Source organism: Xanthomonas sp. Leaf148, from assembly GCF_001423585.1.
GTDB lineage: Bacteria > Pseudomonadota > Gammaproteobacteria > Xanthomonadales > Xanthomonadaceae > Xanthomonas.
The window spans coordinates 216537-243293 of record NZ_LMOP01000012.1 but is presented as its reverse complement, the minus strand read 5'-3'; the positions used below and the strand labels follow the sequence as shown (position 1 = coordinate 243293).

At 66.9% G+C, this 26757-nt stretch carries 27 protein-coding genes; 14 read left to right on the top strand and 13 right to left on the bottom strand.

Translation table 11 applies throughout. The annotated features are described in order from the left end of the window. Nucleotides 1-112: 112 nt before the first annotated feature. Genes ASF90_RS18115 through ASF90_RS18105 form a run of 3 tightly spaced genes read right to left on the bottom strand, consistent with a single transcriptional unit; the run spans nucleotide 113 to nucleotide 2991 of the window. Nucleotides 113-1096, bottom strand: a complete 984-nt coding sequence (locus tag ASF90_RS18115) for a PDR/VanB family oxidoreductase (protein WP_055853394.1) — start codon at nucleotides 1094-1096, stop codon at nucleotides 113-115. Continuing rightward, nucleotides 1089-1892: a GntR family transcriptional regulator gene (locus ASF90_RS18110; RefSeq protein WP_055853392.1), complete on the bottom strand. Its 804-nt coding sequence runs from the start codon at nucleotides 1890-1892 to the stop codon at nucleotides 1089-1091. Before ASF90_RS18110 ends, ASF90_RS18115 begins: the two co-directional genes overlap by 8 nt. A gap of 22 nt (nucleotides 1893-1914) precedes the next feature. After that, on the bottom strand, nucleotides 1915-2991 hold the full coding sequence (locus tag ASF90_RS18105; RefSeq protein WP_055853391.1) for an aromatic ring-hydroxylating dioxygenase subunit alpha: 1077 nt from the start codon (nucleotides 2989-2991) through the stop codon (nucleotides 1915-1917). A gap of 254 nt (nucleotides 2992-3245) precedes the next feature. On the opposite strand from ASF90_RS18105, the gene ASF90_RS18100 reads away from it, so the two are divergent. From ASF90_RS18100 to ASF90_RS18060, 9 genes are all read left to right on the top strand, one after another. Beyond that, nucleotides 3246-4109 carry a CoA-transferase gene (locus tag ASF90_RS18100; protein ID WP_055853389.1) on the top strand — a complete coding sequence of 288 codons (864 nt, stop codon included), beginning with the start codon at nucleotides 3246-3248 and terminating at the stop codon, nucleotides 4107-4109. After that, on the top strand, nucleotides 4106-4894 hold the full coding sequence (locus ASF90_RS18095; protein WP_055853388.1) for a CoA-transferase subunit beta: 789 nt from the start codon (nucleotides 4106-4108) through the stop codon (nucleotides 4892-4894). The genes ASF90_RS18100 and ASF90_RS18095 overlap by 4 nt, the downstream gene beginning before the upstream one ends. Continuing rightward, complete coding sequence (gene pcaF, locus ASF90_RS18090) at nucleotides 4891-6099, top strand: 3-oxoadipyl-CoA thiolase (protein ID WP_055853386.1); 1209 nt, start codon at nucleotides 4891-4893, stop codon at nucleotides 6097-6099. The genes ASF90_RS18095 and pcaF overlap by 4 nt, the downstream gene beginning before the upstream one ends. 83 nt (nucleotides 6100-6182) lie before the next feature. Further along, nucleotides 6183-6914, top strand: a complete 732-nt coding sequence (gene pcaH / locus ASF90_RS18085; RefSeq protein ID WP_055853383.1) for a protocatechuate 3,4-dioxygenase subunit beta — start codon at nucleotides 6183-6185, stop codon at nucleotides 6912-6914. A gap of 4 nt (nucleotides 6915-6918) precedes the next feature. Further along, nucleotides 6919-7482 carry a protocatechuate 3,4-dioxygenase subunit alpha gene (pcaG, locus tag ASF90_RS18080; RefSeq protein WP_055853381.1) on the top strand — a complete coding sequence of 188 codons (564 nt, stop codon included), beginning with the start codon at nucleotides 6919-6921 and terminating at the stop codon, nucleotides 7480-7482. Between the two features lie 271 nt (nucleotides 7483-7753). Beyond that, nucleotides 7754-9106 (top strand): 3-carboxy-cis,cis-muconate cycloisomerase, encoded by a 1353-nt coding sequence (locus ASF90_RS18075; RefSeq protein ID WP_055853947.1) that lies wholly within the window; start codon nucleotides 7754-7756, stop codon nucleotides 9104-9106. A 10-nt stretch (nucleotides 9107-9116) separates the two neighbouring features. Continuing rightward, the gene (gene pcaD, locus ASF90_RS18070; protein ID WP_055853379.1) at nucleotides 9117-9899 is read left to right on the top strand and encodes a 3-oxoadipate enol-lactonase; all 783 of its coding nucleotides are present in this window, start codon (nucleotides 9117-9119) and stop codon (nucleotides 9897-9899) included. 25 nt (nucleotides 9900-9924) lie between these two features. Continuing rightward, nucleotides 9925-10311 (top strand): 4-carboxymuconolactone decarboxylase, encoded by a 387-nt coding sequence (pcaC, locus tag ASF90_RS18065; RefSeq protein ID WP_055853377.1) that lies wholly within the window; start codon nucleotides 9925-9927, stop codon nucleotides 10309-10311. Between the two features lie 82 nt (nucleotides 10312-10393). Further along, complete coding sequence (locus tag ASF90_RS18060) at nucleotides 10394-11320, top strand: alpha/beta fold hydrolase (protein WP_055853375.1); 927 nt, start codon at nucleotides 10394-10396, stop codon at nucleotides 11318-11320. A gap of 218 nt (nucleotides 11321-11538) precedes the next feature. Here ASF90_RS18060 and ASF90_RS18055 read toward each other — a convergent pair whose 3' ends face one another. Then, nucleotides 11539-12399: an IclR family transcriptional regulator C-terminal domain-containing protein gene (locus ASF90_RS18055; protein WP_055853373.1), complete on the bottom strand. Its 861-nt coding sequence runs from the start codon at nucleotides 12397-12399 to the stop codon at nucleotides 11539-11541. Between the two features lie 146 nt (nucleotides 12400-12545). Here ASF90_RS18055 and ASF90_RS18050 point away from each other — a divergent pair, with 146 nt between their 5' ends. Next, nucleotides 12546-13406, top strand: coding sequence for a PA4780 family RIO1-like protein kinase (locus ASF90_RS18050; RefSeq protein WP_055853372.1), 861 nt, complete (start codon nucleotides 12546-12548; stop codon nucleotides 13404-13406). Nucleotides 13407-13828: 422 nt separating this feature from the next. Next, nucleotides 13829-14776: an alpha/beta hydrolase gene (locus tag ASF90_RS18045; RefSeq protein ID WP_055853370.1), complete on the top strand. Its 948-nt coding sequence runs from the start codon at nucleotides 13829-13831 to the stop codon at nucleotides 14774-14776. Nucleotides 14777-14922: 146 nt separating this feature from the next. Here the strand turns inward: ASF90_RS18045 and ASF90_RS18040 are convergent, their stop codons facing one another. From ASF90_RS18040 to ASF90_RS18025, 4 genes are all read right to left on the bottom strand, one after another. Then, complete coding sequence (locus ASF90_RS18040; protein WP_055853367.1) at nucleotides 14923-15633, bottom strand: DUF2490 domain-containing protein; 711 nt, start codon at nucleotides 15631-15633, stop codon at nucleotides 14923-14925. A gap of 274 nt (nucleotides 15634-15907) precedes the next feature. Next, nucleotides 15908-16729 (bottom strand): nucleotidyltransferase domain-containing protein, encoded by an 822-nt coding sequence (locus ASF90_RS18035; RefSeq protein ID WP_055853944.1) that lies wholly within the window; start codon nucleotides 16727-16729, stop codon nucleotides 15908-15910. Nucleotides 16730-16804: 75 nt separating this feature from the next. Further along, nucleotides 16805-18709, bottom strand: a complete 1905-nt coding sequence (gene mnmG, locus ASF90_RS18030; RefSeq protein ID WP_055853365.1) for a tRNA uridine-5-carboxymethylaminomethyl(34) synthesis enzyme MnmG — start codon at nucleotides 18707-18709, stop codon at nucleotides 16805-16807. Between the two features lie 599 nt (nucleotides 18710-19308). Further along, on the bottom strand, nucleotides 19309-19773 hold the full coding sequence (locus ASF90_RS18025) for a hypothetical protein (RefSeq protein ID WP_055853363.1): 465 nt from the start codon (nucleotides 19771-19773) through the stop codon (nucleotides 19309-19311). A 158-nt stretch (nucleotides 19774-19931) separates the two neighbouring features. On the opposite strand from ASF90_RS18025, the gene ASF90_RS18020 reads away from it, so the two are divergent. The 3 genes from ASF90_RS18020 to ASF90_RS18010 all read left to right on the top strand — a co-directional run bounded on the left by ASF90_RS18020 (nucleotide 19932) and on the right by ASF90_RS18010 (nucleotide 22172). Further along, nucleotides 19932-20891, top strand: coding sequence for a pyridoxal-phosphate dependent enzyme (locus ASF90_RS18020; RefSeq protein WP_055853361.1), 960 nt, complete (start codon nucleotides 19932-19934; stop codon nucleotides 20889-20891). After that, on the top strand, nucleotides 20876-21493 hold the full coding sequence (locus ASF90_RS18015; protein WP_055853359.1) for a YdcF family protein: 618 nt from the start codon (nucleotides 20876-20878) through the stop codon (nucleotides 21491-21493). Before ASF90_RS18020 ends, ASF90_RS18015 begins: the two co-directional genes overlap by 16 nt. 259 nt (nucleotides 21494-21752) lie before the next feature. Continuing rightward, nucleotides 21753-22172, top strand: coding sequence for a nuclear transport factor 2 family protein (locus tag ASF90_RS18010; RefSeq protein ID WP_055853356.1), 420 nt, complete (start codon nucleotides 21753-21755; stop codon nucleotides 22170-22172). A gap of 247 nt (nucleotides 22173-22419) precedes the next feature. Here the strand turns inward: ASF90_RS18010 and lpxO are convergent, their stop codons facing one another. The 5 genes from lpxO to ASF90_RS17985 form a co-directional block, all read right to left on the bottom strand. After that, nucleotides 22420-23325 carry a lipid A hydroxylase LpxO gene (lpxO, locus tag ASF90_RS18005; RefSeq protein ID WP_055853354.1) on the bottom strand — a complete coding sequence of 302 codons (906 nt, stop codon included), beginning with the start codon at nucleotides 23323-23325 and terminating at the stop codon, nucleotides 22420-22422. 198 nt (nucleotides 23326-23523) lie between these two features. Beyond that, nucleotides 23524-24408, bottom strand: coding sequence for a malonyl-ACP O-methyltransferase BioC (gene bioC / locus ASF90_RS18000; RefSeq protein ID WP_055853352.1), 885 nt, complete (start codon nucleotides 24406-24408; stop codon nucleotides 23524-23526). Between the two features lie 211 nt (nucleotides 24409-24619). After that, nucleotides 24620-25402, bottom strand: coding sequence for an SDR family oxidoreductase (locus ASF90_RS17995; RefSeq protein ID WP_055853350.1), 783 nt, complete (start codon nucleotides 25400-25402; stop codon nucleotides 24620-24622). A gap of 44 nt (nucleotides 25403-25446) precedes the next feature. After that, a complete protein-coding gene (bioH, locus tag ASF90_RS17990; RefSeq protein ID WP_055853348.1) occupies nucleotides 25447-26208 on the bottom strand; it encodes a pimeloyl-ACP methyl ester esterase BioH in 762 nt (253 codons plus the stop codon). A 28-nt stretch (nucleotides 26209-26236) separates the two neighbouring features. Beyond that, complete coding sequence (locus ASF90_RS17985; protein WP_055853346.1) at nucleotides 26237-26620, bottom strand: hypothetical protein; 384 nt, start codon at nucleotides 26618-26620, stop codon at nucleotides 26237-26239. Nucleotides 26621-26757: the final 137 nt, after the last annotated feature.

Genomic DNA, 26757 nt, shown 5'->3' with positions numbered 1-26757 from the left:
AGGCCTCGGTCCGCCAAGCGGACCGATCGCCCTGCGCCGCCGCACGGCGCAGGGCGAGTTCAGCAGCACCGCGCCAGCGCAATGGCGGGCGCGGTCAGCATGACGGCTACGCTCAGCCCAGCCCGCCGCGGTAGCCGGTATCGATGCTGATGCTGCCACCGACCGCACGCGACACGCAGGCGCACAGTTTGCGATTTTCGCGGCGTTGCTCGTCGCTGAAGAACACATCGCGGTGATCGATATCGGCAGCGCTGTCGAGCACCTCCACCACGCACAACCCGCATTCGCCACGACGGCATTCGGCAATCAGCTCCACCCCGGCATCGGCCAGGGCATCGAGCATCGATTCGTTTTCGGCCACCGGCACTTCCAGGCCGAGCCCGGGCAGCTTGACCACGAACGCTTGCGCCGGCACCCGGCCACTATTGCCGAAGGTTTCAAAATGCAACCGCGCGCGCGGGCGACCGCCGGCATGCCAGTGTTGGCGCACCGCTTCCAGCATCCCCAACGGCCCGCACACATAGACCTCGGCATTGGGCGACAACCGCGCCAGTTCGGCGGCAAGATCGGGCGGGCCGTCAGCGTCGTCGCAATGGAGCTGCAGGCGCGCGCCGAGCAGCGCTTCCAACTGGTCCACGTAGGCCATCGCGCTGCGCGAGCGACCGACATACAGCAGGCGGAACGCCTGGTGCCGCTGCGCCAGCCGCTGCGCCATGCCCAGGATCGGCGTGATGCCGATACCGCCGGCGATCAACAGGATTTCTTCGCCGCGTTCGTCCAGCGCAAAGTTGTTGTTCGGGGGAGAGATCTCCACTGCATCGCCGGGCTGCAGCGTCCACATATGCCGCGAGCCACCACGGCTGTCCGGCATCTGCCGTACCGCGATCTGGTAATGCCCGTCCGCACGCGGCTCGCCCACCAGCGAGTAAGAGCGCACATCGCTGCGGCCATGCAATTGCACGCGAAAATCCAGGTGGCTGCCCACCTCGAAGGTGCGTGCTGCGGTGCCCGGATCGAGCACGATTTCGCGCACGCCGTCGCAGGCGTCGGCAATGCTGACGACATGGGCGCGGTGCCATTGGGTGTCTTTACGCATAAGGAACTCCAGGCAGAAGAGCGTGCCGGGCACTGCCGGCGTTGAATGCATGGGCGCGGCCGATCAGTGCGCCGCCGCGCACCTGGGCGATGGCCGCGGGGGTTTGCAGGATGTGGCGTAAATTGCGGTGCGCCAGACGTGCGTGCTCGCGCATCAGCGCTTCGGCGCGGCTGCCGTGGCGCTGCTCGATGGCGGCAATCACTTCGCGATGCTGGTCCTGTGCCAGGGTCAGGATCACATGCGCGTCGGCAGCACTGGTCTGTGCCATGACCAGGCTATTGGGCGAGGCGAAGGGCAGCTGCAGCACGCGGGTGAGTTCGCGGCCGAGCACGTCGCTGCCGGCCATCGCCACCAGCAAGGCGTGGAACAGCGCATTGGCCTGGACATAGGCGGCGAAGTCGATGGCCTGTGGTGGCGTGCCGACAATGGCATCGATCTCCGCCAGCAGCGCGTGCGCCTGGGCAAGCTGCGCGTGTGAGACGCCGCGCTCGGCGGCCATGCGTGCGGCCAGCCCTTCGAGCGTGCCGCGCAGTTCGATGGCGTCGTGCACGTCGCGCTCGCTGAAGGCCTGCACCGCGTAGCCGCCACCCGGCAGCGCGCGGGCCAGGCCTTCTTCGCACAGGCGTTGCAGTGCCGCACGTACCGGCGTACGCGACATGCCCAGCCGTTGCACCACGGCCAACTCGGACAATCGCGCACCAGAGGGCAGGGTGCCGTCGAGGATCAGCTCACGCAGCGAGAGCAGCGCGCGCGTGGTCTGCGCTGCGCTGCTGTGGAACGGTGTGGTCGGTGGCATGGCGGTCTCCTGTGCGCTGCGCTCAGCCCACCATGCGCAGCGACAGATCCTGCGCGCGCTGTTCCTGGGCAATCAGGCGGTCGATCACCCGCCGTGCCCACATGCCGCCGGAATCGACGTTGAGGTTGTAGAAGGTGTGATCCGGGTGCGCATCGATGGCGCGTTGCTGCGCTTCCAGGATCGCCTCGTCCTCGCCGAACACACCGGTGACGCCGGCGCGGGTGAGCGTGGTCAACGACTGATCGTGCAGCGCGTAGTTGCGCATGAACGCCCAGAAGTAGTGGCAGGTGGTGTCGGTCTCCGGCGTAATCGTATTGAGTACATAACCGTTGACGCCCTGGCTGCGGTCGCCCTCCGGCGCGCCGGTGCCGGTGATGGCCACACCGACATCGATCGCGATGGTGCCGGGCGCTTCGAAGCGGATGATCTGCCAGCGGTCGACCTTGCCGTGGTAATCCAGGTGTTTCGCAATCTGACTGGCCCAGAACGGCGGCGGGTCGATGTTGCGCATCCAGCGCGAGACCACCACCGAGCGGTCGCCATGCACAACATCGAACGGCGCTTCGGCGATCTCGTCCTGGCCGATGCTGGACCCGTGCACGAAGGTCTCGTGGGTCAGGTCCATCAGGTTATCCAGCACCAACCGGTAATCGCACTTGGCGTAGATGGTGCGGCCATCGCCGGCCCAGGCCGGGTCGTGCGCCCAGTGCAGGTCGGGGATGAGCGCGGTGTCGGCCTGGGCCGGGTCGCCCGGCCAGATCCACACGTAGCGATGCTTCTCGGCCACCGGAAAACTGCGCACGCAGGCGGACGGGTTGATGGTCTCCTGCGAGGGCATGTGCACGCAGCGGCCCTGGGTGTTGTAGACCAGGCCGTGATAGCCGCACACCACATCGTCGCCGCGCAGCTTGCCCATCGACAGCGGCACCAGCCGGTGCCAGCAAGCGTCTTCCAGGGCGACCACTGCGCCGGCCGTGGTGCGGTAGACCACCACTTCCAGGTTGCACACCTTGCGCGGCGTCAGGGCGTGCTTGATTTCGTGGTCCCAGGCGACGGCATACCACGCGTTGAGGGGAAACAGCGGCTTGGACTGGGACATGACCGTGACTCCTGGGGTTTTTGTATACAACCTGGGATACGAATCGACGCACTGCGTCGGCCGGCAACCAGTTAGCGCGCATTCCAGCGCTGGCGTCTGCTTGCGAGCGAAGTTATGTATACACCGGAGACAATGTCGGAGCGTTATTGCCAGATGGAAATTGTGCGATTATCGAATTCAATCGCCGATAATCGTATTGACCGCGCTGTTCGGCCGGCTCTACCGTGGCTGCACGTTCAGCGCGGGGTGGTGCCATGGTCGAAATCGTCTCCCTGAGAGATGCGGTGTCCCACCTGATCGCCGACGGCGATTGTGTGGCGATGGAGGGTTTCACCCATCTGATCCCGCATGCGGCCGGCCATGAAGTGATCCGCCAGCGCAAACGCGAGCTGCGTCTGGTGCGCATGACACCGGACCTGATCTACGACCAGCTGATCGGCGCCGGCTGCGCATCGGCGCTGCGGTTTTCGTGGGGCGGCAATCCGGGGGTCGGCTCGCTGCACCGGCTGCGCGATGCGGTCGAACACGCCTGGCCGCAGCCGCTGCAGATTCGCGAACATAGCCATGCCGACATGGCCAACGCCTACGTGGCCGGTGCGTCGGGCCTGCCATTCGCGGTGCTGCGCGGCTATGTCGGTTCGGACCTGCCGCGCGTCAACGACAGCATCAAGTTCCTGCAATGCCCGTACACCGGCGAAACGCTGGCCACCACGCCGGCGGTGAACCCCGATGTCACGGTCATCCACGCACAGCAGGCCGACCGACGTGGCAACGTCTTGCTGTGGGGGATTCTTGGGGTGCAGAAGGAGGCGGCACTGGCCGCGCGCAAGCTGATCGTGACGGTGGAAGAAATCGTCGACACGCTCGACGCGCCACCCAATGCCTGCATCCTGCCGCGCTGGGTGGTCGATGCGGTGTGTCATGTGCCTGGCGGCGCGGCGCCGTCGTACGCGCATGGCTACTACGCCCGCGACAACCGGTTTTATCTGGCCTGGGACGCGATTGCGCGCGACCGCGCGCGTTTCCAGGCGTGGATCCAGACGCATATCCTGGACACCGACGACTTCGCCGCATTCATGCGCGTGTATGCGCACTCGCAGCAGCAGGAGGCCGCATGAGCGCGTACAGCACCAATGAAATGATGACCGTGGCCGCGGCGCGCCGCCTGCCCGATGAGGCGGTGTGTTTCGTCGGCATCGGTCTGCCGTCCACCGCGGCCAATCTGGCCCGGCTCACGCATGCGCCGGATGTCACCTTGATCTACGAATCCGGCCCGATCGGCGCACGCCCGGACGTGCTGCCGCTCTCGATCGGCGACGGCGAGCTGGCCGAAACTGCCGATACCGTGGTCTCCACGCCGGAGATCTTTCGCTACTGGTTGCAGGGGGGGCGGGTGGATGTCGGCTTCCTGGGCGCGGCGCAGATCGATCGCCACGCCAACCTCAACACCACCGTGATCGGCGATTACACAGCGCCGAAGACGCGGTTGCCGGGCGCCGGTGGCGCGCCGGAAATCGCGGCCAGCGCCAAGCAGGTGTTCATCATCATGCGGCAGTCCAAACGCAGCTTCGTGTCGGTGCTGGACTTCATCACCACGGTCGGGCATCTGGACGGCGGCGATGCGCGCACGCGTGCCGGCCTGCCCGGCGCCGGCCCCACCGTGGTGGTCACCGACCTGTGCGTGATGGAACCCGATGCGGTGACCCGCGAACTCACCGTGACTTCGCTGCACCCGGGGATCAGCCGCGAACAGGTCAGCGCGGCGACTGGCTGGCCGATCCGCTTTGCCGACGACCTCGCCCAGACCGCACCGCCCAGCACCACGGAACTGCAGGCATTGCGCGCGCTGCAGGCGCGTACCGACGCCGCACATGGCACCCACTCGGCGGGAGCGGAGGCATGAGCGAGGTCTATCTGATCGACGGCATCCGCACGCCCATCGGCCGTTACGGCGGCGTGCTGTCCAGCGTGCGCCCCGACGACCTGGGCGCGGTGCCGATTGCCGCGTTGCTGGTCCGTCATCCGCAGCTGGACCCGGCCGCCATCGACGATGTGTATCTGGGCTGCGCCAATCAGGCCGGCGAAGACAATCGCAATGTCGCGCGTATGAGCCTGTTGCTGGCGGGCCTGCCGAGTTCTGTGCCGGGCAGCACGCTCAATCGCCTGTGCGGTTCCGGGCTGGATGCGATCGGCACGGTGGCGCGCGGCATCCGCGCCGAGGAACTGGGCCTGGCGATCGCCGGCGGTGTCGAGTCGATGTCGCGCGCGCCCTGGGTGATGGGCAAGGCCGAAAGCGCCTTTGCCCGCACCCAGCAGCTCGAAGACACCACCATGGGCTGGCGCTTCATCAACCCGCGTATGCAAGCCGCCTACGGCACCGAGTTGATGGGCGAAACCGCCGAGAACGTCGCGCAGCGCCATGCCATTTCGCGCGAGGATCAGGACGCTTTCGCACTGCGCAGCCAGCAACGCGTGGCCGCCGCGCAGGCGGCCGGTTTCTTCGATGCGGAGATCACCTCGGTGCCGGTGGCCGCACGCAAGGGCGGCGATGCCGTCACCGTCGCATACGACGAAGCCCCGCGCCCGAATACCACCATCGAGATGCTGGCCAAGCTCAAACCGGTGTTCCGCCAGCCCGGCAGCGTGACGGCCGGCAATGCGTCCGGCATCAACGACGGTGCCGCCGCGTTGTTGTTGGCGTCCGCGCAGGCCGTGCAGACGCATCGGTTGACCCCGCGCGCGCGCGTGCTGGGTTTTGCGTCGGCAGGTGTCGAGCCGGCCTACATGGGCATGGGCCCGGTGCCGGCCACGCAGCGTCTGTTGGCGCGGCTGAACTTGCGCATCGAGCAGTTCGATGCGATCGAACTCAACGAAGCCTTCGCCGCGCAGGCGTTGGCCTGCACGCGCGCGTTCGGGTTCCCCGACGATGCCGCGCATGTCAACGCCAACGGCGGCGCCATTGCGCTCGGTCATCCGCTCGGCATGAGCGGCGCGCGGCTGGCGCTCACCTTGCTGCGGCAACTGGAAGCCCGCAACGGCCGGCTCGGGCTGGCCAGCATGTGCGTCGGAGTGGGGCAGGGCGTGGCACTGGCGATCGAGCGCCTGTGAGCCAGCCCACTGCAACCACTGCGCCGCCACCGCACACCTACACCGCTTGACCATGCCGCAGTGCGGCGCAGGGAGATCTCACGATGCGCGATGCCCCCGATGATTCGATACTTGCCCACCCGCTGCTCGGCTACCGCCGCACCCGGCCGGGCACGCAGCCGGCCTATCTGCATCCGGCCTACGCCTCAACCGCCTTGCGCGGCCCAACGCAGGCGCCCATCGATATCCCGGCCACCCTGTCGGAAGTCACCGGCCCGCGTTTGGATCGGCTCACCCTGGGCGAGCATGCTGCCGACCTCACCGCAGGATTCAGTGGCGAGCCGCTGGGCGAGCGCATCATCGTTTCCGGCCACGTGCTCGACGAAAACGGCAAGCCGGTGCGCAACAGCGTGGTGGAAGTGTGGCAATGCAACGCGGCCGGCCGTTATCAGCATGCTGGCGATCGTCACGACGCACCGCTGGACCCCAACTTCCGCGGCACTGGCCAGGTGCTCACCGATGAGCATGGCCGCTACGTCTTCAAGACCATCAAGCCGGGCGCGTATCCGTGGCGCAATCACTACAACGCCTGGCGGCCGGCGCACATCCATTTTTCGCTGCATGGCGATGGCATCGGGCAACGGCTGATCACCCAGATGTATTTCCCGGGCGACCCGCTGCTGGCGCACGACCCCATCTACAACTGCGTCGACGATGCGCAGGCGCGCGAGCGCATGGTGTCCAGTTTCGACTGGGAAAACGCCATCAGCGAATATGCCCTGGCCTACCGCTTCGACATCGTGCTGCGCGGCCGCAAGCAAACGGTCTGGGAGTGAATCGATGAGCCTGCACGCAACCCCTTCGCAAACCGTCGGCCCGTATTACCGGCTTGGGCTGGAACCGCTGTATCGCGACCAGCTCGCACCGGCGCAGGCGGCCGGCACGCACGTGCAGATCAGCGGCTGCATCTTCGATGGTGCCGGCGTCCCGGTGGCCGACGCGGTGCTGGAACTGTGGCAAGCCGATGCCGCTGGTATCTATGCGCATGCCGCCGACAGCCGTTACCAGACGCACGACGCCAGCTTCGATGGCTGGGGCCGGGTGCCGACCGATGCGCAGGGGCGTTTTAGCTTCAGTACGGTCAAGCCGGGCGCCGTCGCCGGGCCGGAGGGCACGCCGCAGGCCGCGCATTTGAGCGTGCTGGTGTTCATGCGCGGGCTGTTGCGGGGCGCATCGACGCGCCTGTACTTCGCCGATGACCCGCAGCTGGGCAGCGACCCGATCCTGGCGCTGGTGCCGGCCGCGCGCCGCGCCACCCTGCTGGCCCGGCCATCCGGCAATGGCGCCTATGCCTGGGATATCCATATGCAAGGCGACACGGAGACCGTGTTCTTCCGGTATTGATCCGTAGATCGGCACACGTGCCGCACACGACGGCCTGTGTCTGCACGTGCGCCACTGGCCTGGCCAGGCGGCATGCAGCGCCGCGCACGGCAGCAAGGCGGGTGCACAAGCGCACATCGGGGTGCCCAAGGCACGCATGCAAACCAGGCGTGCACGCTGTCACCTTCGCCCGCTGCGACCACGCTGCGGGCGCTGCGCGTATTGCCCTAACGTCTAGTTGGCACCCCCGTGCTTCGGTGCCATGCTGCCGGCACGCCAAGAGATGCGATGCATGAGTGCGACGTCTTTGTTGTTGGGATCCTTGTTTGGCGAGCCTGCGTGCGACGCATTGTTCAACGATGCGGCGCGTGTGCAGGCCATGCTGCACTTCGAATCCGCGCTTGCCCGCGCGCAGGCGCAGTGCGATGTCATTCCTGCCGAAGCTGCCGCGTCCATCGCAGCGGCCTGCGATGTGCAGCACTACGACATGGCCGCCTTGGCGCAGGCCACCGCGCTCGCTGGCAACCCTGCCATTCCGCTGGTCAAGGCGCTGACCGCGCGCGTCGCCGCGCACGATGCTGCGGCCGCGCGCTGGGTGCATTGGGGGGCCACCAGTCAGGACGTCATCGATACCGGCAGCGTGTTGCAGCTGCGTGCCGCGCTCGATTTGCTGCTGCCGCGCCTGCAGCGTCTGTGCGACACGTTGGCCGCGTTGGCCGCACGCGAGCGCGACACCGGTCTGCCCGGTCGCACCTTGTTGCAGCAGGCCGTGCCGGTGACCTTCGGGCTCAAGGTGGCCGGCTGGCTGGATGCCTTGCAGCGCGCGCATCGGCGCCTGCACGCGCTGCGGCACGACGCGCTGGTGCTGCAGTTTGGTGGCGCGGCCGGCACCTTGGCCTCATTGCAGGCGCGCGGCCTGGACGTGGCCCAGGCCCTGGCCACCACCTTGGCGCTGCCCTTGCCTGCGTTGCCCTGGCACACCGCGCGCGACCGCATCGTCGAGGTTGGTTGCGCGTTCGGCCTGCTCGCCGGCACGCTGGGCAAGATCGGCGGCGATGTGGTGCTGCTGATGCAATCGGAGGTCGGCGAAGCGTTCGAGCCTGCGGCGGCCGGCAAGGGCGGCTCATCGGCGATGCCGCACAAGCGCAACCCCGTTTCCAGCGTGGCGGCGGTGGCCGCGGCCACCCGCGTGCCCGGGCTGATTTCTACCTTGTTCAGTGCGATGGCGCAGCCGCATGAGCGTGCCGCCGGGCAGTGGCATGCCGAATGGGACACCTTGCCACAAATCGTCTGCCTGACTGCCGGCAGCCTGGCGCAGATGCAGGCCTGCCTGGCCGAGCTGGAACTGGACCGCACGCGCATGCGCCAGCACCTGGACAGCCATGGCGGCGTGCTCTACGCCGAGGCGGTGGTGTTCGCGCTGGCCCCGCAGCTCGGCAAGCCGCAGGCGCACGCGCTGGTCGAACAGGCAGTGGCGCGTGCGCAGGCGCAGCAGCGGCATCTGCGCGAGGTCTTGGCAGAGGACGCGCAGGTGAGCGCGGTACTCACGCACGCGCAACTGCACGCGGTGTTCGATAGCGACAGCTGGCGCGGCATGTCCTCGGTCTGGATCGATCGCGTACTGGCCGCTTCTTCCTCCCGTTGACGGTGCTTCGATGGCCTATCTGCAATTGCCCACGCATCGCCTGCATTACCGTCTGGACGGCACCGACGGGCGGCCCTGGCTGACCTTCTGCAATTCGCTCGGCACCGACATGCACATGTGGGACGTGCAGATCGAAGCCTTCGCCCCGCATTACCGCATCCTGCGTTACGACCGCCGCGGCCATGGCTATTCCGACTCTCCGCCAGGTCCCTACAGCGTGGCCGACCTGGGACAGGACGTGCTGGCGCTATGGGATGCCTTGCAGATCGAGCGCAGCGATTTCTGCGGGCTGTCGATCGGCGGGCTGACCGGGCAGTGGCTGGGGCTGCATGCCGCGCAACGGCTGCGCCGGCTGGTGGTCTGCGCCACCGCGCAGAAGATCGGCAGCACCGCCACCTGGGAAACCCGCATCGAGCAGGTGCGCAGCGAAGGCCTGCCGATGCTGATCGATGCCACGCTGCAGCGCTGGTTTACCCCGGAATTTTCCATCAGCCACGCACAGCGCCTGGACATGATCGCCGCCGCCTTCGTCTCCACCTCCCCGGACGGATACATCGCCTGCTGCCAGGCGGTGGCCGAGGCCGATTTCCGCGGCGCGCTGGATGGGCTGAACCTGCCACTGCTGGCCCTGGCCGGCGACGACGACCCGGTGTGCCCGCCGCCGGACCTGCGCGAGATCGCCTACGCCGCGCCCGACGGACATTACGCCCAGGTACCGGGCCGCCATATCTGCAATCTGGAATCGCCGGCCGCGTTCAACGACGCGGTGCTGGGGTTCCTGCAAGCCGACTGATCTTTTCCGTATGACGAGGACGCACATGCACGAAGACGAACGCTATCAAGCCGGCCTGCGCGAACGCCGCCGTGTGCTGGGCGAAGCGCATGTCGAGCGCTCGCTGGCCGCACGCACCGAGCTCACCACCGAGTTTCAGGACCTGATCACCCGTTACGCCTGGGGCACCATCTGGACCCGCGACGGCCTGCCTGCGCATACCCGCTCGTTGATCACGTTGTCGATGATGGTCGCGTTGGGCCACGACGAAGAATTCAAGCTGCATGTGCGCGCCGCGCGCAACAACGGCGTCACCCCCGAGCAGATCAAGGAAGTGCTGCTGCAGGCGGCCATCTATTGCGGCGTCCCGGCGGCCAACCACGCTTTTGCGCTGGCCAAACCGATCCTGGAAGAACAGGCTGCCGAGACCTGACGCGGCCCGCATCGTCGTTTTCGCGTCTGCCTGCCATGCCACGCAGCGTGCCCAGTCCACCGCGCCCTTGACGAGATGCCGCATGACGTTCCGACCCGTCTACCTGCTCCTGCTGTTGCTGTTCTCGCTGGCTGCCGGGGCACAGCCGCAGCCCGGGCCCGGCACCCAGCTGGCGCAGGTTCGCGCCGACGATGGCCAGGCACTGGCGGTGTGGTCGCGCGTGCCTGTGCAGCCGCGTGGCGCGGTACTGCTGGTGCATGGCCGGACCTGGAGTTCGCTGCCCAACTTCGACCTGCAGGTGCCGGGCGAAGCGGCCGATTCGCGCTCGGTGCTGGCCGCCTTCGCACAGGCCGGGCTCGCCGCCTACGCGGTGGACCTGCGCGGCTACGGCGGCAGTGCACGCCATCGCAGCGGATGGAACACGCCCGACCGCGCGGTGTGCGATGTCGCGCAGGTGCTGGCCTGGGTTGCCCGGCAATACCCGGGTCTGCCGCCGCCCGCCTTGATCGGCTATTCCAACGGCGCGCGGGTGGCGCTGCTGGTCGGCCAGCAACACCCGCAGGCAGTGTCCGCGCTGGTGCTGTACGGCTTTCCCGACGATGTCGATGCGCCGCCCACCGACGCGACAACACCGGCCCAGCCCTTGCGCGCACGCACCACCGCCGCGGCGGCCGGCGAGGATTTCATCACTGCCAACGCCGCGCCCCCAGGCGTGCGTGCGGCCTACGTGGCGCAGGCGCTGGCAGCCGACCCGGTGCGCACGGACTGGCACGCGATGGCGCAGTTCGCGTTCCAGCCCGAGCAGGTCACGACGTTGCCGGTGCTGCTGCTGCGCGGCGTCGACGATCCCATCGCCACGCAAGCCGACAACGCGCATCTGTTCGCACGCCTGGGCAGCCAAGACCGTACTTGGATCACCTTGCCGCACGCCGATCATGTGGCGCATGTGGAAGACACCCACGCGGCCTGGGTGGATGCGGTGGTGGGCTTCCTGCGTCGGCCGCGCTGAGCCCTGACGCGGGTGGCGGGTGCGTCGGGTGCGTCGGGAGGGTGCAGGAGCACGCGACCAACGCGCTGCCTGCTGCATGCGAAGCAATGAATACAGCTGTGCGCGGGGCGCACGTCACGCTTGTGCGCGGGACCCAGGCCGCGCGCAGCCCGCGGCCCTCGGCCGCTTCACCCAGGATCGAGACTGCTAAGGCGCTCAAGACGCGCCGCACGCGCTAGCTAACTCAGCAACGCCCCCAAGCGCTGCGCCGCCAGCTTCAACGGCTCCAGCAACTGCGTCTGCATGGTCTGCAGGCTGACGCGCCCGGCCTGTGCGCCGATGTTGAGTGCGGCAATCACCTCGCCACGCAGGTTACGCACCGGCACTGCGATCGAACGCAGGCCGATTTCCAGCTCCTGATCGGTCAGGCACATGCCTTCGCGGCGCGCACGCGCCAGGACCTCCAGCAGCGCCGAGGCCTGGGTCACCGTCCGGTCGGTGCGCGGGCGCAGCGTGGTGCGCTCCAGGTAGGCCTGCAAGGTATCGCCGGGCAGGGCCGCCAGCAGCACCCGGCCCATCGAGGTGCAATAGGCCGGCAACCGCGTGCCCGGGCGTAGCCCGATCGACATGATCCGCACCGTCTCCGCGCGCGCCACGTACAGCAGATCGTCGCCGTCCAGTACGCCCAGCGAGCAGGACTCGTGCAGTTGGTCGCGCAACCCGTCCAGCACCGGCTGGGCCGCCGCGGTCATCGCCGAAGACGCCGCATACGCGCCGCCAATGCCCAGCACGCGCGGCAACAGCACATAGCCACGGCCCTGCTCGCCGACATAGCCCAGCTTGGCCAGCGTATGCAGCACCCGCCGCACCGCCGCGCGCGAGATGCCGGTTTCCAGGCTGATCTGCGACATGGTCACCTCGCGCGGGTGCTGGGCGAACACGCTCAGCACCACCAGCCCGCGCCCCAGCGAGGTCATGAAGTCCGGGTCGCCCTGGGCGGCGGCAATCTGCTGCATCAACTCGTATGGCAGGCCGCGCTCGCTCCCGGTCGCGGCGATGGCGGCGGGACGTTTGCGGCGGCTGGTGGTGGGCTCGGGCATCGGATCGCGCGTCAGGCAGGTCCACGCATGGTAAGCGCTCGCGCCAATGCCTGCTTCCGGTCGCACTGTGCGCCTCGCATGTAAGCACTTCATCCTGCTTGCCGCATAATCGCTGCTGACTTGTTTCGGATCGGTCCCCCTCGTCCATGAAAACCCCCAAGGGCCTGCAGCCGCTGATCGACGACGGTGTCATCGACGAAGTGTTGCGACCACTGAAGAGCGGCAAGGAAGCCTCCGTCTACGTGGTCAGCGCCGGCGCCGACATCCTGTGTGCCAAGGTCTACAAGGACATGGCGCAGCGCAGCTTCCAGGCGCGCGTGCAATATCAGGAAGGCCGCAAGGTGCGCGGCAGCCGCCAGGCGCGCGCGATGGGCAAGGCCACCAAGTTCGGCCGCCGCGAAGCCGAGACCGCATGGAAGAACACCGAAGCCGACGCGCTCTACCAACTGGTGGATGCCGGCGTGCACGTGCCCAAGCCGCGCGGCTATTTCCATGGCGTGCTGCTGATGGATCTGGTTACCGACGCCGCTGGTCACAGCGCACCACGGCTGGGCGAAGTGGAACTGGAGCCGGAGCAGGCGCACGCATTCCATGTCAGCCTGATCGGCGATGTGGTCAAGATGCTGTCGCTGGGTCTGGTGCACGGCGATCTGTCCGAATACAACGTGCTGGTCTCGCCCGACGGCCCGGTGGTGATCGATTTCCCGCAGGTGGTCAGTGCCGCCGGCAACAATGCCGCGCGCGACATGCTGCTGCGCGATGTGCACAATTTGCGCGACTGCCTGGGCCGCTTCGCTCCGGACCTGCTGGACACCCACTACGGCGAAGAAATGTGGGCGCTTTACGAAAAGGGTGAGTTGCGCCCGGACAGCGTGCTCACCGGCCGCTTCAAGTTCGACACCAAGCGCGCCGACGTGCGCGCCATCCGCGCCTCCATTGAAGACGCGCGGCAGGAAAACCTGATCCGCCAGCAAGGCCGCGAAGCCGCCGCCGAAGACGACGACTGATCGCTGCGTGCGCCACACGGCGCATTGCCTTGCCCGGCGGCCGGCGGCACGGGGCCTGCTGTGGCACGCGCGGCACCTGTCCAGACGCGCGCGCATTGATGGGATTGAAGCGACGCGAGCTAGGGTGCGTCTAGAAGACGGCACTGCGATGAGGCACGTTGCCGCTTCATGCCCCGCACGGTCTGCGCACGCGGCATGCGGTTGCGCATCCACGTGATGCAACGCAGCAATCGGCGTTGCAGGTGGTCGCACGCATGTCTGCAAGATGTAACGCGTTGCAGGTCAGAACCCTGCTGTATCAAGCCAGCACCGGCCTGCCCAAGCGATCGCGCGTCATCCGGCCAGATAGTTATTTCATTTAATGGTTATTTAAAATAAGTATCAGGCAAACTCGGTAGTCCTCCACTGCCAACGAGACCGCCATGTTCGATCCCGATGTCGTTCGCCTGTTCGCTGTTCTCCAGCAGGCCGCCCAGCCGCCGATGGAAACGCTGCCCCTGGCAGACGCACGCGCAATGATGCGTGGGCTGGGGGCGCAGCTCGGCTTTCCGGTGCTGGAGATGGCGCAGGTGCGCGCCGTGCAGGCCGACACCGCTGTTGGCAACGTGCCGCTCCGGTTGTATCGGCCGCCGGGCCTGAGCGATGCGCCCGCGCCAACCTGCGTGTTTGTGCACGGTGGCGGCGGCGTGGTGGGCGATCTGGAGTCGCATGACGATGTGTGCCGACAGCTCGCCGCACGCGCCGGTTGCCAGGTGCTGGCCGTCGATTACCGGCTGGCTCCCGAGCACCCCGCGCCGGCCGGCGTGGAGGACGTCATCGCCACGGTGCAGTGGCTGGCCGCGCATCCCGGGCAGGTCGGCGCAGATCCACAGCGGTTGGCGGTGGCCGGCGACAGCATCGGCGGCGCGATGGCTGCCGCCGCTGCAGTGGCCGCACGCGATGCCGGCATTGCGCTGCGCTGTCAGCTGTTGCTGTACCCGCTGACAGACGCACGCGAAGACAGCGGCGAGTATCCGTCCCGCACGACCAATGCCGACATTCCACCGCTGACCCGGCAGGCCACGCAGTTTTTCAACCAGCATTTCATCAAGGATCCTGCCATCGCCCTGGATTGGCGCGTCTCGCCGCTGCTTGCTCCGGATCTGAGCGGCGTTGCGCCGGCGCTGGTCGTGCTGGCCGAGCGCGACGTTCTGCACGACGAAGGCCTGCGCTACGCCGAGCGCCTGCGCGCAGCCGGTGTCGAGGTCAGCGTGCACACCTTTCCCGGCATGGTGCACGGCTTCATCCATATGGCCAGCATCATCCAGGCAGCCGACAAGACCGTGGACCTGTTTGCCGAAATGCTGCGACAGCGGCTGTTGCCGGTGTAATCCGGCGTATTGCCGAGGTGTCGGCAATACGCGCAGCATCGTGGCGGGTTGACGCACGGTGCGGATGCAAACGCGCTGCCGCTTCGGTCCACGCGAAGAAACTCCGGCGCGATCCGGCACTCGGTGCCGGTGCGCTACCGCGGCGTTTAGAAGTTGAAGCGCAACGTCGTCATCAATACGTGGTTTTCACGGTCCACTGCACGCGTATTGACGAACTGGTTGAGATAACCGACGTCCATATTGGAGATGGCGTTGAATTTCCAGTTGATGCCGACAAAGACGCGGTTCTGGTCGATGCCGCGGCGCGCACCCCATTGCGTCTGATCGAGATTGACGAACAGCTCGTTGAACAGCACCCAGGACAGTTGCGGACTGAATCCGCTCGGGCGGGTGGCGCGGATCATTTGCCGCACGCGGTAGCCCTCGTCGCTGAAGTCTTCGCGGTGGCGCTGCTCCAGACGGGTGCGGCTGGTGATGCTGATCTCGGCGATCGGGTCGAACTGATACTGAAACTGTCCCCACCAGCGATTTTCGCGGTTGGACGGCTGACCGGCCGGATGGCTGATGATGGTGTCATACCCCATCCAGACGCTGGCCTTGGGGTTGAGCCGGTAAAACACCGCAGGGCGCAGGATCAATTGATCGAACTGCTCACCTTCCTCGCGCCAGCGCGGATGAATATCCATGCTCCAGTAAAGGTTCTCGACCGGCAATTTGCCCTGGGCGTAGATACTCAACCAATATCGGCCATCTTCTTCGGTATTGGCATGGGCCGTAGAGATACTTCCCAGCAGTAAAAACAGAACAGGACCGGCGATGCGAAACGTTGCGGTCCGTAGCGTGCCAAATGCGTTCATTTAGTGAAATGTGTCGGCGTTGGCAAATCATAGCAACATCTATCGCGTTTCCATCGACCGTCTGGTCCACCCGTAACGCCTCTGTTCGGCTGGGGCTTCGCTAATCGGGATACGCCATCGCTTCAGTGCATTCTCTTGCAAGGTGTGCAGACCTGGGGCTACGTGACATGTCTGTGTTTGCCTTCTGTGAGACCAGGCCGATACGCCGACATCGGCAGCCCTGCGCTGCAGTGACCGGCGGTCGATAATCAGACCGACAGCGCATCCCAATGCCTCAGGGCGATGCAGTGTCGCTGGAGAGCATCTGCCGAAACAAGGTGTCCAGGGCATCCGAACGCCCGCTGCCGGCCGGCAGCTGTGGCTGCGCCGTGCCCATGCGGTCGAGTTCTGCTTCGAGAAAATCGCTGATCACCGCAATCCGTGGTCCATCTTCCACTTCTGTGGAGATGCGCTTGAGCGCCAGCAAACGCTCGATTTCCTCGCGGAGGTCTCCACTCGGCAGCAGTTCGTCCAGCAGCAATTCAAATGCCATCGGCGGCATGTCCTGGCGGCGCTCGATCCACTGACAGGCCAGAATCGGGCGCAAGACGTACAGATATTTCTTGGTGCGAATCCGCTCACCGCGCAGGTAGCCGCGATAGTTGCTCTTGGCCATGTTGAAGTAATGCCACCAAGTGCCAAGCGGTGAATAGAAGTGCGTGGCGATCGCCCGCAACTGCTCGACAGCAACCGGATCTTGCCGATACACCACCGGCGAATGCAGCCATTCCAGCAGCGTCGGATTGGACTTGGAGACCAACCGCAGTGCCTTGCGCAGGTCCCAGCCGCTGACATCCAGATCGTCGGAGATCGGCAGCTCGATCACGTCGCGCTGCGGCTCGCCGGGACCGGTGCTTTCGTTGACGGTCAGATACCAGTCGCGCCGATGGACGTAGACAAAGCGTGCGTCGTAATCGCTGTCGGGCGACGAAAATCCCCAGCCGCGGCTGCCCGATTCGCACGCCAGCAGAATGCGGACCTCATGTTGCTGCTCGATCTCGCGCAACGCCGCCAGCACTGCCTCGCGTTTGTCCGCTGCGATGGGATGGATGTCCATGGGGTCGCTGTCCTTGTGCATGACGTGCCCCAATCATAACCAGCTCACGCAGATGCAGCCTGGCACACGGAAAGATCATGCCACCTTGCTACGCCGCGCGCGCTCCAGATGCACCAGCAGCAGCGAGATCGCTGCCGGGGTCATGCCGGGAATGCGTTGTGCCTGGCCGATGTGTTGCGGGCGCACGCGTTCGAGTTTCTGCTGTACTTCGATCGACAGGCCGCGCACGCGGGCGTAGTCGAAGTCTTCCGGGATCGGCGTATTTTCCTGGCGTTGCTGGCGTGCGATATCGTCGCGCTGGCGATCCAGATAACCGGCGTACTTGACGCTGATTTCGACCTGTTCGGCCACCTGCGTATCGTCCACGCCCGGCCCCAGTGCCGGCACGCGCATCAGCGTGGCGTAGTTGAGTTCCGGGCGTTTGATCAGGTCCAGCACATTGGTTTCGCGGCTGAGCGACACGTTCAGCGTTTGCGCCACTTCGCGACCCAGCGCATTGCCCGGCGTCGCCCACAGCGCCGACAGGCGTGCGGTCTCGCGTTGCACCGCTTCCTGCTTGGCCGAAAAGCGCGCCCAGCGCGCCTCATCGACCAGACCCATCGCGCGGCCCACCCCGGTCAGGCGTGCATCGGCATTGTCTTCGCGCAGCTGCAGCCGGTATTCGGCGCGGCTGGTGAACATGCGATACGGCTCGGTGGTGCCGTGGGTGATCAAATCGTCCACCAGCACGCCCAGGTAGGCTTCGTCGCGACGCGGCGACCAGGCCGGCAGCCCCTGCACATGGCGGGCGGCATTGAGGCCGGCCAGCAGGCCTTGCGCGGCGGCCTCTTCGTAACCGGTGGTGCCGTTGATCTGCCCGGCAAAGAACAGCCCGCCGACCGCCTTGGTTTCCAGCGAGGCCTTGAGCCCGCGCGGGTCGAAGAAGTCGTATTCGATCGCGTAGCCGGGGCGGGTGATATGCGCCTGCGCAAAACCGTGGATCGAGCGCACCAGCGCCAGCTGCACATCGAACGGCAGCGAGGTGGAAATGCCGTTGGGATAGATCTCGGTCACCTCCAGGCCCTCGGGTTCGACGAAGATCTGGTGGCTGGTCTTTTCGGCGAAGCGCACCACCTTGTCTTCGATCGACGGGCAGTAGCGTGGGCCGATGCCTTCGATCTGCCCGGAATACAGCGGCGAGCGGTGCAGTGCGCCGCGGATGATGTCGTGGGTCTGCTCGGTGGTGTGGGTGATCCAGCAGCTGACCTGGCGTGGGTGGTCGCTGACCTGGCCCATGAACGACATCACCGGCAGCGGGTCGTCGCCGGGTTGTTCGGCCATGACGCTGTAGTCGAGCGTGCGCCCGTCGATGCGCGGCGGGGTGCCGGTCTTGAGGCGGTCGATCGCGAACGGCCGCTCGCGCAGACGCGCGGCCAGCGTGGTGGCCGGCGGGTCGCCCATGCGCCCGGCCGCGTATTGGGTTTCGCCGACATGGATCTTGCCGGCCAGGAAGGTGCCGGCGGTCAGCACCACCGCCGGCGCCTCGAAGCGCAGCCCGGTCTGGGTGATGACTCCGCGCACGCTGTCGCCTTCGGCGGCGCCGTTGTGGATGATCAGATCATCCACCGCCGCCTGGAACACGGTCAGGTTGGGCTGTGCCTCGACGATGCAACGGATGGCGTTGCGATAGAGGTTGCGGTCGGCCTGGCAGCGGGTAGCACGCACCGCCGGGCCCTTGGAGGCATTGAGGGTGCGCCACTGGATGCCGGCCAGATCCGCCGCCTGCGCCATCGCCCCACCCAGCGCGTCGATCTCCTTGACCAGGTGGCCCTTGCCGATCCCGCCGATGGCTGGATTGCAGCTCATCGCGCCCACCGTCTCGATGTTGTGAGTCAGCAGCAAGGTGCGGGCACCTGCGCGCGCAGACGCCAGCGCGGCCTCGGTGCCGGCATGGCCGCCGCCAATCACGATGACGTCGAAGCGATAGAAAGAGTCGGACATGGGCGTGGACTGATCAGCAGAGAGAAGGAAAACGGCCGCAGAAGTATCGACTGAAGCGCCGCGATGGTCACTAAATCGTTAAATATGTGACGTAAGTCACATTTCAAGATAGTGACCCTCAAGTTGGCACGTTCCGTGCGGATATCCCTACTGCACCTATCGTGGCATTGCGACATGGGCGCAAAGGCTGGAATTGGAACAGGGGCCAGCCGCGCGCGCGATGGGGTAGCGTAAGGGTCGGTAGTCGGGGGACTGCCGACCCTTATTTTTTTTTGCGATTCCGGCAACACCTGCACGCTTTCTCGATCATTGCGCGGCTGCAGGCGCTGGGCGTCTGATGCGCCTGCGATCCTCGATCTAAAAATGCATAAAGCCCCGGCATGCCGGGGCTTTATGCATTGGAGGCGCCGATATCCGGCAGGGCCGGAACAGGGGGGATCCAGATTTCCCTGTCGGACATCGACATAAGTCGGTCAGTGGGGCGGGCCGGGTCATAACATGACGTGGCGGGTCACACAGAGCACCTAGCTTGCGACCAAGTGCCGACTGAACGCAAGCCCCCAATGTCGCCATTTGTGGGGCACGTCGCAGTCAGCGTGTCATGGGATTTGCTGGCGACTGTTGCGTGGCGCTGTCTGGCGCTGGATCTCGCGAATCACACGCGGCGGCGCGCCGATCCGTGCCGGTGGCCGCGCGGGCGGTGCACCCGTCGCAGGTGGCGAATTGGGACGCTGCGGACGTGGGCCATTCGGGCGCGGGCCGTTGTTGAACGATCCGTTCGGACGCGGCGGGCGGTACTGCGGGCGGCGATCGTTCTGCCGGTAGTAATAGCCGCCACCACGGTAGACCGGATACACCGGGTAGTCGTACAGCCCGATCGCACCGGCACCATACGGGGCGCCGTAGAGGCCGCCGTAGTTATAGGGCGAGTATCCCGGCGGATAGCGATACTGCACAGCAGGCGCGCCACGGTAATAGCCGCCCGACCCGCCTCCGGTGTAGTCGTAAGTTGCGCAGCCGCCCAAGGCCAATAGCCCGGCGGCGAAGATCAGACGGAATTTCATGGATGGTGCCCTCCTGCAACCATGATCTCACTTTCGAACCGCTGCATTGAATCGGTCCTTAACTGTGCCGCAATGTGGCGCTTTTTCATCGATCCAGCATGCGCAGGCGGTGTGCGTGCGAGCCGTGAAGAGTGAGGCGATACGTTAATCTTGCAGGCATGATCGACACGGTCCCTCTTGCCCATTCAGATGTCCTGCAAGCCGCCGCGCGCATTGCGCCGCACTGCGCGACGACACCGTTGCTGACCTCGCACCGCCTGGACGCACTGTGCGGTGCGCAGCTGTTCTTCAAGGCCGAGCACCTGCAGCGTAGCGGCGCGTTCAAGTTCCGCGGCGCCTGCAATGCGGTGTGGTCGCTGCCTGACGACGTGGCACCGCGCGGCGTGGTCACCCACTCGTCCGGTAATCATGGCGCGGCGTTGGCGCTGGCCGCTCGTACGCGCGGTATCGGCTGTCATGTCGTGGTGCCCGAAGGTGCGGTTGCCGCCAAGCTGGCCAATATTTCCCGGCATGGCGCCACGCTGTGGCGTTGCGCGCCGACCATCGCAGCACGCGAGCAGCTGTGTGCCCAGGTCCAGGCCACCAGTGGCGCGACCCTGGTGCATCCGTATACCGATCCGGCCGTGATCGCCGGCCAGGGCACGGCCACCTTGGAGTTGCTGCATCAGAGCGGCGGGCTGGATGTGCTGCTGGCGCCGGTCGGCGGCGGCGGGCTGGCGGCCGGTGCGGCGTTGGCGCTGCGGTCTGCGCCGGGCTGTGCGCTGGTGCTGGCCGAGCCGAGCGGGGCGGCCGACACCGCGCGTTCGCTGGCGGCTGGGCAGCGCCTGGTCGACTTCGTGCCCGACACCGTCTGCGATGGTCTGCGCGGCACCCTGGGCGCGCCGAACTTTACGTTGCTGCAGGCGGCCGGCGCGCAGGTGATCACGGTGGACGATGCGGCCGTGGTGCAGGCGATGCGGCTGATCTGGCAGCTGCTCAAGCAGGTGGTGGAGCCGTCTTCGGCCATCACGCTGGCGGCGGTGCTGGCCGAGCCGGCGCGGTTTGCCGGGCGCAGGGTCGGGCTGATCCTGTCCGGCGGCAATGTCGATCTGGACGCACTGCCGTGGGCCGCGGCGTGAGCAGGCGTGCGCGCGGACTCGGCCTGTGGGGCTGGGGCTGGCGGTTATGCATGCTGGCGCTGATCTGGCTGGTGGCGGTGGCTGGCTGGATCGTCTGGGTGGGCGACCGCGATCAGGCGGCGCCGGCGGACGTGATCATCGTGCTGGGCGCGGCGGCTTACGACGCGCGCCCGTCGCCCGTCTTCGAAGAACGGATCCGGCATGCGCTGGATCTGTACGACCAGGGCTATGCGCCGCGGCTGTTGTTCACTGGCGGCTTCGGCAATGGCGCGCGGTTTTCCGAGTCGCAGGTGGCACGGCGCTACGCGCTGCGCCACGGGGTGCCGCCGGAAGCGATCGTGATCGAGACGGTCTCGCGGACCACCCGGCAGAACCTGGAGCAGGCGCGCATCTTGATGGCCCGTCATGGCATGCACCGGGCGATCATCGTCAGCGACCCGCTGCACATGGCGCGCGCGCTGCGGCTGAGCCAGGAGCTGGGGGTGGATGCGCTGGCCTCGTCCACACCGAGTACGCGCTTTCGCAGTTTCCACACCAGCTGGCGCTTTCTGCTGCAGGAGGTTTACTTCTTCCACCGCGATCTGGTGGTGCAGGGCCCCTGAAACGGCTGCGTGGCATCCGGCGGCATCGAGCTGGCGATTCAGCCAGTCGGCGCGATGGCGCGTCGCGGTTGCACGAGCGCCTCGCCGCGATGGATCGGCACCGGGCGTCAGCGGTGCATGGTGTGGTGGTGTGCGCTGCGCGTAACGGCGCGGCCGTCGAGGTAGGGGAACGCCTGCGATGCAGTCGGACGCTGACCGCGTCTCAGCGCGCACGCAAAACCCGCTCTATGATGCGGCTTTCCCAGCGGCAGGTTCGAGCATGAGCGAGAGCAATCGGCAACACGCCATCGGCCTGGTCCAGGCCTATTACGACGCCTTCAATCGCGGAGATTGGGACGCCATGCTGGCGTTCCTGGCCGAGGATGTGGCGCACGACCTCAATCAAGGCGCGCGCGAGATCGGCCGTGCGGAATTCGCGGCCTTCCTGCAGCGCATGAACGACAGCTACCGCGAGCAGTTGCGCGACATCGTGATCACCGCCAACGACGACGGCACACGGGTGGGGGCCGAATACGTGGTGCACGGGGTTTACCACACCACCGACGAAGGTCTGCCCGATGCCAACGGCCAGACCTATGTGCTGCCGGGCGGTGCGTTCTTCGATGTGCAGGACGGCGCGATCACCCGCGTCACCAACTACTACAACCTGCAGGAATGGATCGCGCAGGTGTCGCGCTGAGAGCGTCGATTGGCATGCGCTAGACCTGTGTAGGGGCGCGCCCGGGCGCGATGAAGCGTTACCGGGAATATCTTGTCGCGCCCGGGTGCGCTCCTACGCGGGTGGTCTGGCGTTGTAGCAATGCTGCATGTTCGGTCGGCGGCATGGCAGGAGCGGCTGGGCGGGTGTTCGCGCGTGTCTGCGCGCGATGATGCGTTCTGGGGAATGCCTTCGCGCCCAGGTGCGCTCCTGCGTGGGTGGTTGGGCGTTACAGCCGCACGATGCCGACCACCACCAGGATGAAGATGCTCCACTTGAGCACCTGGTACAGCGGGTTGTTGCGCTCTTTCAGCGCCTTGGCTTTCAGGCGCGCCGCGTAGAAATACCGGAACACGCGGTTGATGCCGCCGGTCTTGTCGCCGTCCTGATTGGGCGAGGCGCCGGCCGACAGCAGGCTGCGGCCGACGAAGCGATTCAGCGCCGACGCCCAGCGCCAACGCATCGGGCGTTCGATATCGCAGAACAGGATGATGCGGTCCTGGTCGGTGTCATTGCGCGCGTGATGGATATAGGTCTCGTCGAACATGGTCCACTCGCCGTCGCGCCAACTGTGGCGCTGGCCATCGACGTCGATGAAGCAGCGGTCGTCGTTGGGCGTGGCCAGGCCCAGGTGCAGGCGCATCGAGCCGGCGAACGGGTCGCGGTGCGGGCGCAGCTCGCTCCCCGGCGGCAGCTCGGCGAACATCGCCGCTTTCACGGTGGGGATGGACTTGAGCAACGCGGTGGTCTGCGGGCACAACTCGGCCGCCGACGGGTGCGCGGTGCCGTACCACTTCAGATAGAAGCGCTTCCAGCCGCGGCGGAAAAACGAGTTGAAGCCGATATCGGTATAGCCGTCGGCGGCGCGGATCTTCTGCATCTGCTGCAACGCCACCGCTTCATCGCGGATCACCGGCCAGTTGGCGCGCAGCGGCGCCAGCTCGGGGAATTCCTTGCCCGGGTCGATAAACGGCGTGGTCGGCACGCGCGAACACAGATACATCAGCGTGTTGATCGGCGCCATGAAGGTGGAATGGTCGAGCAGCTGCCGGCTGAGCCGGTGCCGCACGCGACCGCGGTAATGGATGTACAGCGCCGACGCGATGAACAGCGCGATGAGAAGCCACTTCAACATGGGGGAAACCGTTTGGGGGCGGGGGTCGCTTGGGGCGGGGGGCCAGAAGCGGGTAGGCCAGCACAGGATCGCGGCACTTTATTAATGAATTCTACCGGCAGTCACTACAAAGCCCGCCGGCGCAGCATCGGCGTCGGCGCAATGCTGTGTATCACCAGCACAGGCGCGCTGCGGCGGGCGATGTGCACCGCAGCGCGGTCAGTCGATGCGGCGGCGGATCGGGATAGAGGACACCGGCACGCTGGCGATGTCCTGGCCGCGCTCGCGGATGGGCGCGCCCGGTGCCGGGGCCCAGGCGTGCGCGTAGATCACTTCCCAGGAACTGGGCAGGGTGCCATCTGGCCGCCGTAACGGTTCGTAGGCGGCGCTGGCAGCGGCAAAGCGGCCACGGCCGGTCAGCGTGGCGCGTCGGTTGCTGAGCGCATTGGTGGCGCCCATCGCACGCAACTCGCGCATCAGCGCGGGCAGGTCGTTATAGGTGAGCGTGAACAGGTCGCGGTCCAGCACCGGGTCGCGGAAGCCGGACATCAGCAAGGCATCGCCGAATTGCGCGATCGGCGGGAAGCGGCTGACGTGCGGGGCGGTGTCGGCCTGGGCGAAGGCGTCGCGCAACTCGATCAAGGTTTCCGGCCCGAAGGTGGAGCACAACAACAGCCCGCCCGGCCGCAGCGCACGGCGGAACCCGGCGAACACTGCCGGCAGGTCTTCCACCCACTGCAGGCACAGGTTGCTGAAGATCACATCCACGCTGCCGTCGGCCACCGGCAGCGCGCGCGCATCGGCGCAGACCTGCGCGAACGGCTTCCACCAACCGGCGGCCTTGCGCGCCTGGCGCAGCATCGGCATGGCCTGGTCGAGCGCGATCACCTGCGCCTTGGGCCAGCGTTTCTTGATCGCGCCGCTGGCGTGGCCGGGGCCGGCGCCGACATCCAGCACCACCTTGGGCACCTGCTCGCCCAGGTAATCGAGCGATTCGAGCAGGCGCGTTTCCACTTCGCGCTGCAACGCGGCGGCGGCGGCATAACTGTTGGCGGCCCGCGCGAAGGCGCGGCGGACGTGGCGGGGATCGAAAGTGCTGTTCATGACGACGCTATTGTCGCCCGTGGGCGCGGCGGAGGGAATCGATGCGTGGTGTGGCGTGGCAATCGGCCTGGAGAACTCTGCGAGCGGTCGCTCTGCCAGCGACTGCGTGGCGACCGCAATGAACTAGCAATGTGTTTCGACAAGCCGAGTCGTGGCCGAACACAACCGCGACGTCGTCCGCGGTTGCCACAAGCTCCGCATGGCCGGTGCGCTAGAACGTGCCCGGGTAGCTGCCGCCGTCGATCAGCAGGTTTTGCCCGGTGATATAGCCGGCCTGCGCGCTGCACAGAAACGCGCAAGCCGCGCCGAATTCGTCCGGCTCGCCGAAGCGCCCGGCCGGGATGGCGGCCTGCTTGCGCGCGGCGACCGCCTCGGCGGTACTGCCTTGCTGTTGCGCGATGGCGGCGAAGTTGCCGCGCAGGCGGTCGGTGGCGAACTGGCCGGGCAGCAGATTGTTGAGCGTGACGTTGTCGACCACCGTGCTGCGCGCCAGCCCGGCAACGAAGCCGGTGAGGCCGGCACGTGCGCCGTTGGACAGGCCCAGGATGTCGATCGGCGCCTTCACCGCACTGGAGGTGATGTTGACGATGCGGCCGAAGCGGCGCGCACGCATGGCATCGACGGTGGCGCGGATCAGTTCGATCGGCGCCAGCATGTTGGCGTCCAGCGCGCGCAGCCAGTCCTCGCGTTCCCATTGCCGGAAATCGCCCGGCGGCGGGCCGCCTGCGTTATTGATCAGGATGTCGACCTGCGGGCAGGCTGCGAGCGCGGCGGCGCGTCCTTCCGGTGTTGCGATATCGGCCACGACACTGCGCACGTCTCCGCCGCCGGGTAGTGCGCGTAACGCATCGGCGGCCGCGTCCAGTGCAGCGCGGCCGCGTGCGGCGATCACCACGTTGACGCCTTCGCGCGCCAACGCGCGGGCGCAGCCCAGGCCCAACCCTTTGCTGGCAGCGCAGACCAGTGCCCAGCGCCCGGCGATTCCCAGATCCATGCGATGTGTCCTCGATCAGCGAAGTCGCATGATCGGCGATCTGCTCACGGCACGGACGCAACGAAGCGTTGCAACGCCTCGGCCACCTGATCGGCATGGCCGAGAAACGGTGCGTGGCCGCCGCCGGCGATGGTGAGCGCCTGCGCGTGTGGCGCGAGCGCGGCGGCGGCGTGCATGCCGGCGGCCGGCACCAGCCGATCGCGTTGCCCGGCAATCCACAGACTGGGTCGCGCCAGCTGCGGCAATGCGCGGCGCAGGTCGGTACGTTCGAGCAGGCGCAAGCCGTGTTGCAGGGCGTCGGCCGCCGGCTCGCCGCGTGCGGTGAGCGTTTCGCGCAGGCTGCGCAGTTCGGCGCGCGCATGCGCCGAGCCCAAGGTATCCAACGCCAGAAAACGCTCCAGGGTGCCGCGGTAATCGCGCGCCAGGTCTTGGCCGAATTGCACGAACACGTCGCGCTCGACCGCATCGGCCCAGTCGGCACCCCGCACAAAGCGCGGCGTTGCCGCGATCATCGCCAGCCCACGTACCTGCGGTTGGGTGGCGGCGGCATGCAAGGCAAACAGGCCGCCCAGCGACCAGCCCACCCACACTGCCGGCGGCGTGGCCGCGGCAATCGCGGCGACCACGTACGGCAACGCCAACGGCGTGGTGTCGTCGCGACTGAAACCGTGCCCGGGCAGATCGACCAGATGCAGTTGGTAGTGCGACGACAGTCGCTCCACCAGCGGTGCGAACACGCCGCCGTGCAACGCCCAACCGTGCAGAAGAACCAGCGCAGGCCCGTGGCCGATGACATCGATATGCATGCGTGGATTGTCGCCGATTGGCGCGCGCTCAGCGTGTAGCGTGTGTGCGCACTGCGCTGATCGCAGGCGCGAGCACTGCCCACTGCTGGCGCGCATACCGGCGCCAGCACCAACGATCCGGCCAACGCCAGCGACGCGCGCGCTGCGTGGCGATCGTCGTCGCCAGCCAGTCGTGATTGAAGCCTTCCCACACTCCGGCCACGCTGCGCAGATTGCCGATCAGCACCGGGTGCACCTCGTGCAGCAGCATCGTGCGCAGTTGCGGCAACGTAAACGGCGAGGCGGCCAGGATCTGGGCAATGCGCGCGTGGTCGCCATCGCACGCGCTGTCCAGATACAGCAGCGACAGCGCCTCCCAGACGCGGCGTTGCGCCGGCGTGGCGGTTTGCGTCTCGGGCGCGGTCATTGCCATGTCAGCGGACTTGTTCCGAGTGACTGCCGGCGTGGACGCTGCGGTATCGGCGAGGAGCTGCCGACACACGGGTGGCTGCGTTCGAGTCGAAGCGCTGCCGCAGTGGGTGGATCAGGCGTGCGGTTGTTGTGTTCGCG

Excerpts from the sequence above, each read along its gene's own strand:
- ASF90_RS18020 (WP_055853361.1), top strand. The coding sequence starts at position 19,932 with ATGATCGACACGGTCCCTCTTGCCCATTCAGATGTCCTGCAAGCCGCC.
- ASF90_RS18025 (WP_055853363.1), bottom strand. The coding sequence starts at position 19,773 with ATGAAATTCCGTCTGATCTTCGCCGCCGGGCTATTGGCCTTGGGCGGC.
- ASF90_RS18055 (WP_055853373.1), bottom strand. The coding sequence starts at position 12,399 with ATGCCCGAGCCCACCACCAGCCGCCGCAAACGTCCCGCCGCCATCGCC.
- ASF90_RS18045 (WP_055853370.1), top strand. The coding sequence starts at position 13,829 with ATGTTCGATCCCGATGTCGTTCGCCTGTTCGCTGTTCTCCAGCAGGCC.
- ASF90_RS18060 (WP_055853375.1), top strand. The coding sequence starts at position 10,394 with ATGACGTTCCGACCCGTCTACCTGCTCCTGCTGTTGCTGTTCTCGCTG.
- pcaH (WP_055853383.1), top strand. The coding sequence starts at position 6,183 with ATGCGCGATGCCCCCGATGATTCGATACTTGCCCACCCGCTGCTCGGC.
- ASF90_RS18105 (WP_055853391.1), bottom strand. The coding sequence starts at position 2,991 with ATGTCCCAGTCCAAGCCGCTGTTTCCCCTCAACGCGTGGTATGCCGTC.
- ASF90_RS18050 (WP_055853372.1), top strand. The coding sequence starts at position 12,546 with ATGAAAACCCCCAAGGGCCTGCAGCCGCTGATCGACGACGGTGTCATC.
- ASF90_RS18100 (WP_055853389.1), top strand. The coding sequence starts at position 3,246 with ATGGTCGAAATCGTCTCCCTGAGAGATGCGGTGTCCCACCTGATCGCC.
- ASF90_RS18115 (WP_055853394.1), bottom strand. The coding sequence starts at position 1,096 with ATGCGTAAAGACACCCAATGGCACCGCGCCCATGTCGTCAGCATTGCC.
- ASF90_RS18095 (WP_055853388.1), top strand. The coding sequence starts at position 4,106 with ATGAGCGCGTACAGCACCAATGAAATGATGACCGTGGCCGCGGCGCGC.
- mnmG (WP_055853365.1), bottom strand. The coding sequence starts at position 18,709 with ATGTCCGACTCTTTCTATCGCTTCGACGTCATCGTGATTGGCGGCGGC.
- pcaG (WP_055853381.1), top strand. The coding sequence starts at position 6,919 with ATGAGCCTGCACGCAACCCCTTCGCAAACCGTCGGCCCGTATTACCGG.
- ASF90_RS17985 (WP_055853346.1), bottom strand. The coding sequence starts at position 26,620 with ATGGCAATGACCGCGCCCGAGACGCAAACCGCCACGCCGGCGCAACGC.
- ASF90_RS18010 (WP_055853356.1), top strand. The coding sequence starts at position 21,753 with ATGAGCGAGAGCAATCGGCAACACGCCATCGGCCTGGTCCAGGCCTAT.
- pcaD (WP_055853379.1), top strand. The coding sequence starts at position 9,117 with ATGGCCTATCTGCAATTGCCCACGCATCGCCTGCATTACCGTCTGGAC.
- bioC (WP_055853352.1), bottom strand. The coding sequence starts at position 24,408 with ATGAACAGCACTTTCGATCCCCGCCACGTCCGCCGCGCCTTCGCGCGG.
- ASF90_RS18040 (WP_055853367.1), bottom strand. The coding sequence starts at position 15,633 with ATGAACGCATTTGGCACGCTACGGACCGCAACGTTTCGCATCGCCGGT.
- bioH (WP_055853348.1), bottom strand. The coding sequence starts at position 26,208 with ATGCATATCGATGTCATCGGCCACGGGCCTGCGCTGGTTCTTCTGCAC.
- ASF90_RS17995 (WP_055853350.1), bottom strand. The coding sequence starts at position 25,402 with ATGGATCTGGGAATCGCCGGGCGCTGGGCACTGGTCTGCGCTGCCAGC.
- lpxO (WP_055853354.1), bottom strand. The coding sequence starts at position 23,325 with ATGTTGAAGTGGCTTCTCATCGCGCTGTTCATCGCGTCGGCGCTGTAC.
- ASF90_RS18075 (WP_055853947.1), top strand. The coding sequence starts at position 7,754 with ATGAGTGCGACGTCTTTGTTGTTGGGATCCTTGTTTGGCGAGCCTGCG.
- ASF90_RS18035 (WP_055853944.1), bottom strand. The coding sequence starts at position 16,729 with ATGGACATCCATCCCATCGCAGCGGACAAACGCGAGGCAGTGCTGGCG.
- ASF90_RS18110 (WP_055853392.1), bottom strand. The coding sequence starts at position 1,892 with ATGCCACCGACCACACCGTTCCACAGCAGCGCAGCGCAGACCACGCGC.
- pcaC (WP_055853377.1), top strand. The coding sequence starts at position 9,925 with ATGCACGAAGACGAACGCTATCAAGCCGGCCTGCGCGAACGCCGCCGT.
- pcaF (WP_055853386.1), top strand. The coding sequence starts at position 4,891 with ATGAGCGAGGTCTATCTGATCGACGGCATCCGCACGCCCATCGGCCGT.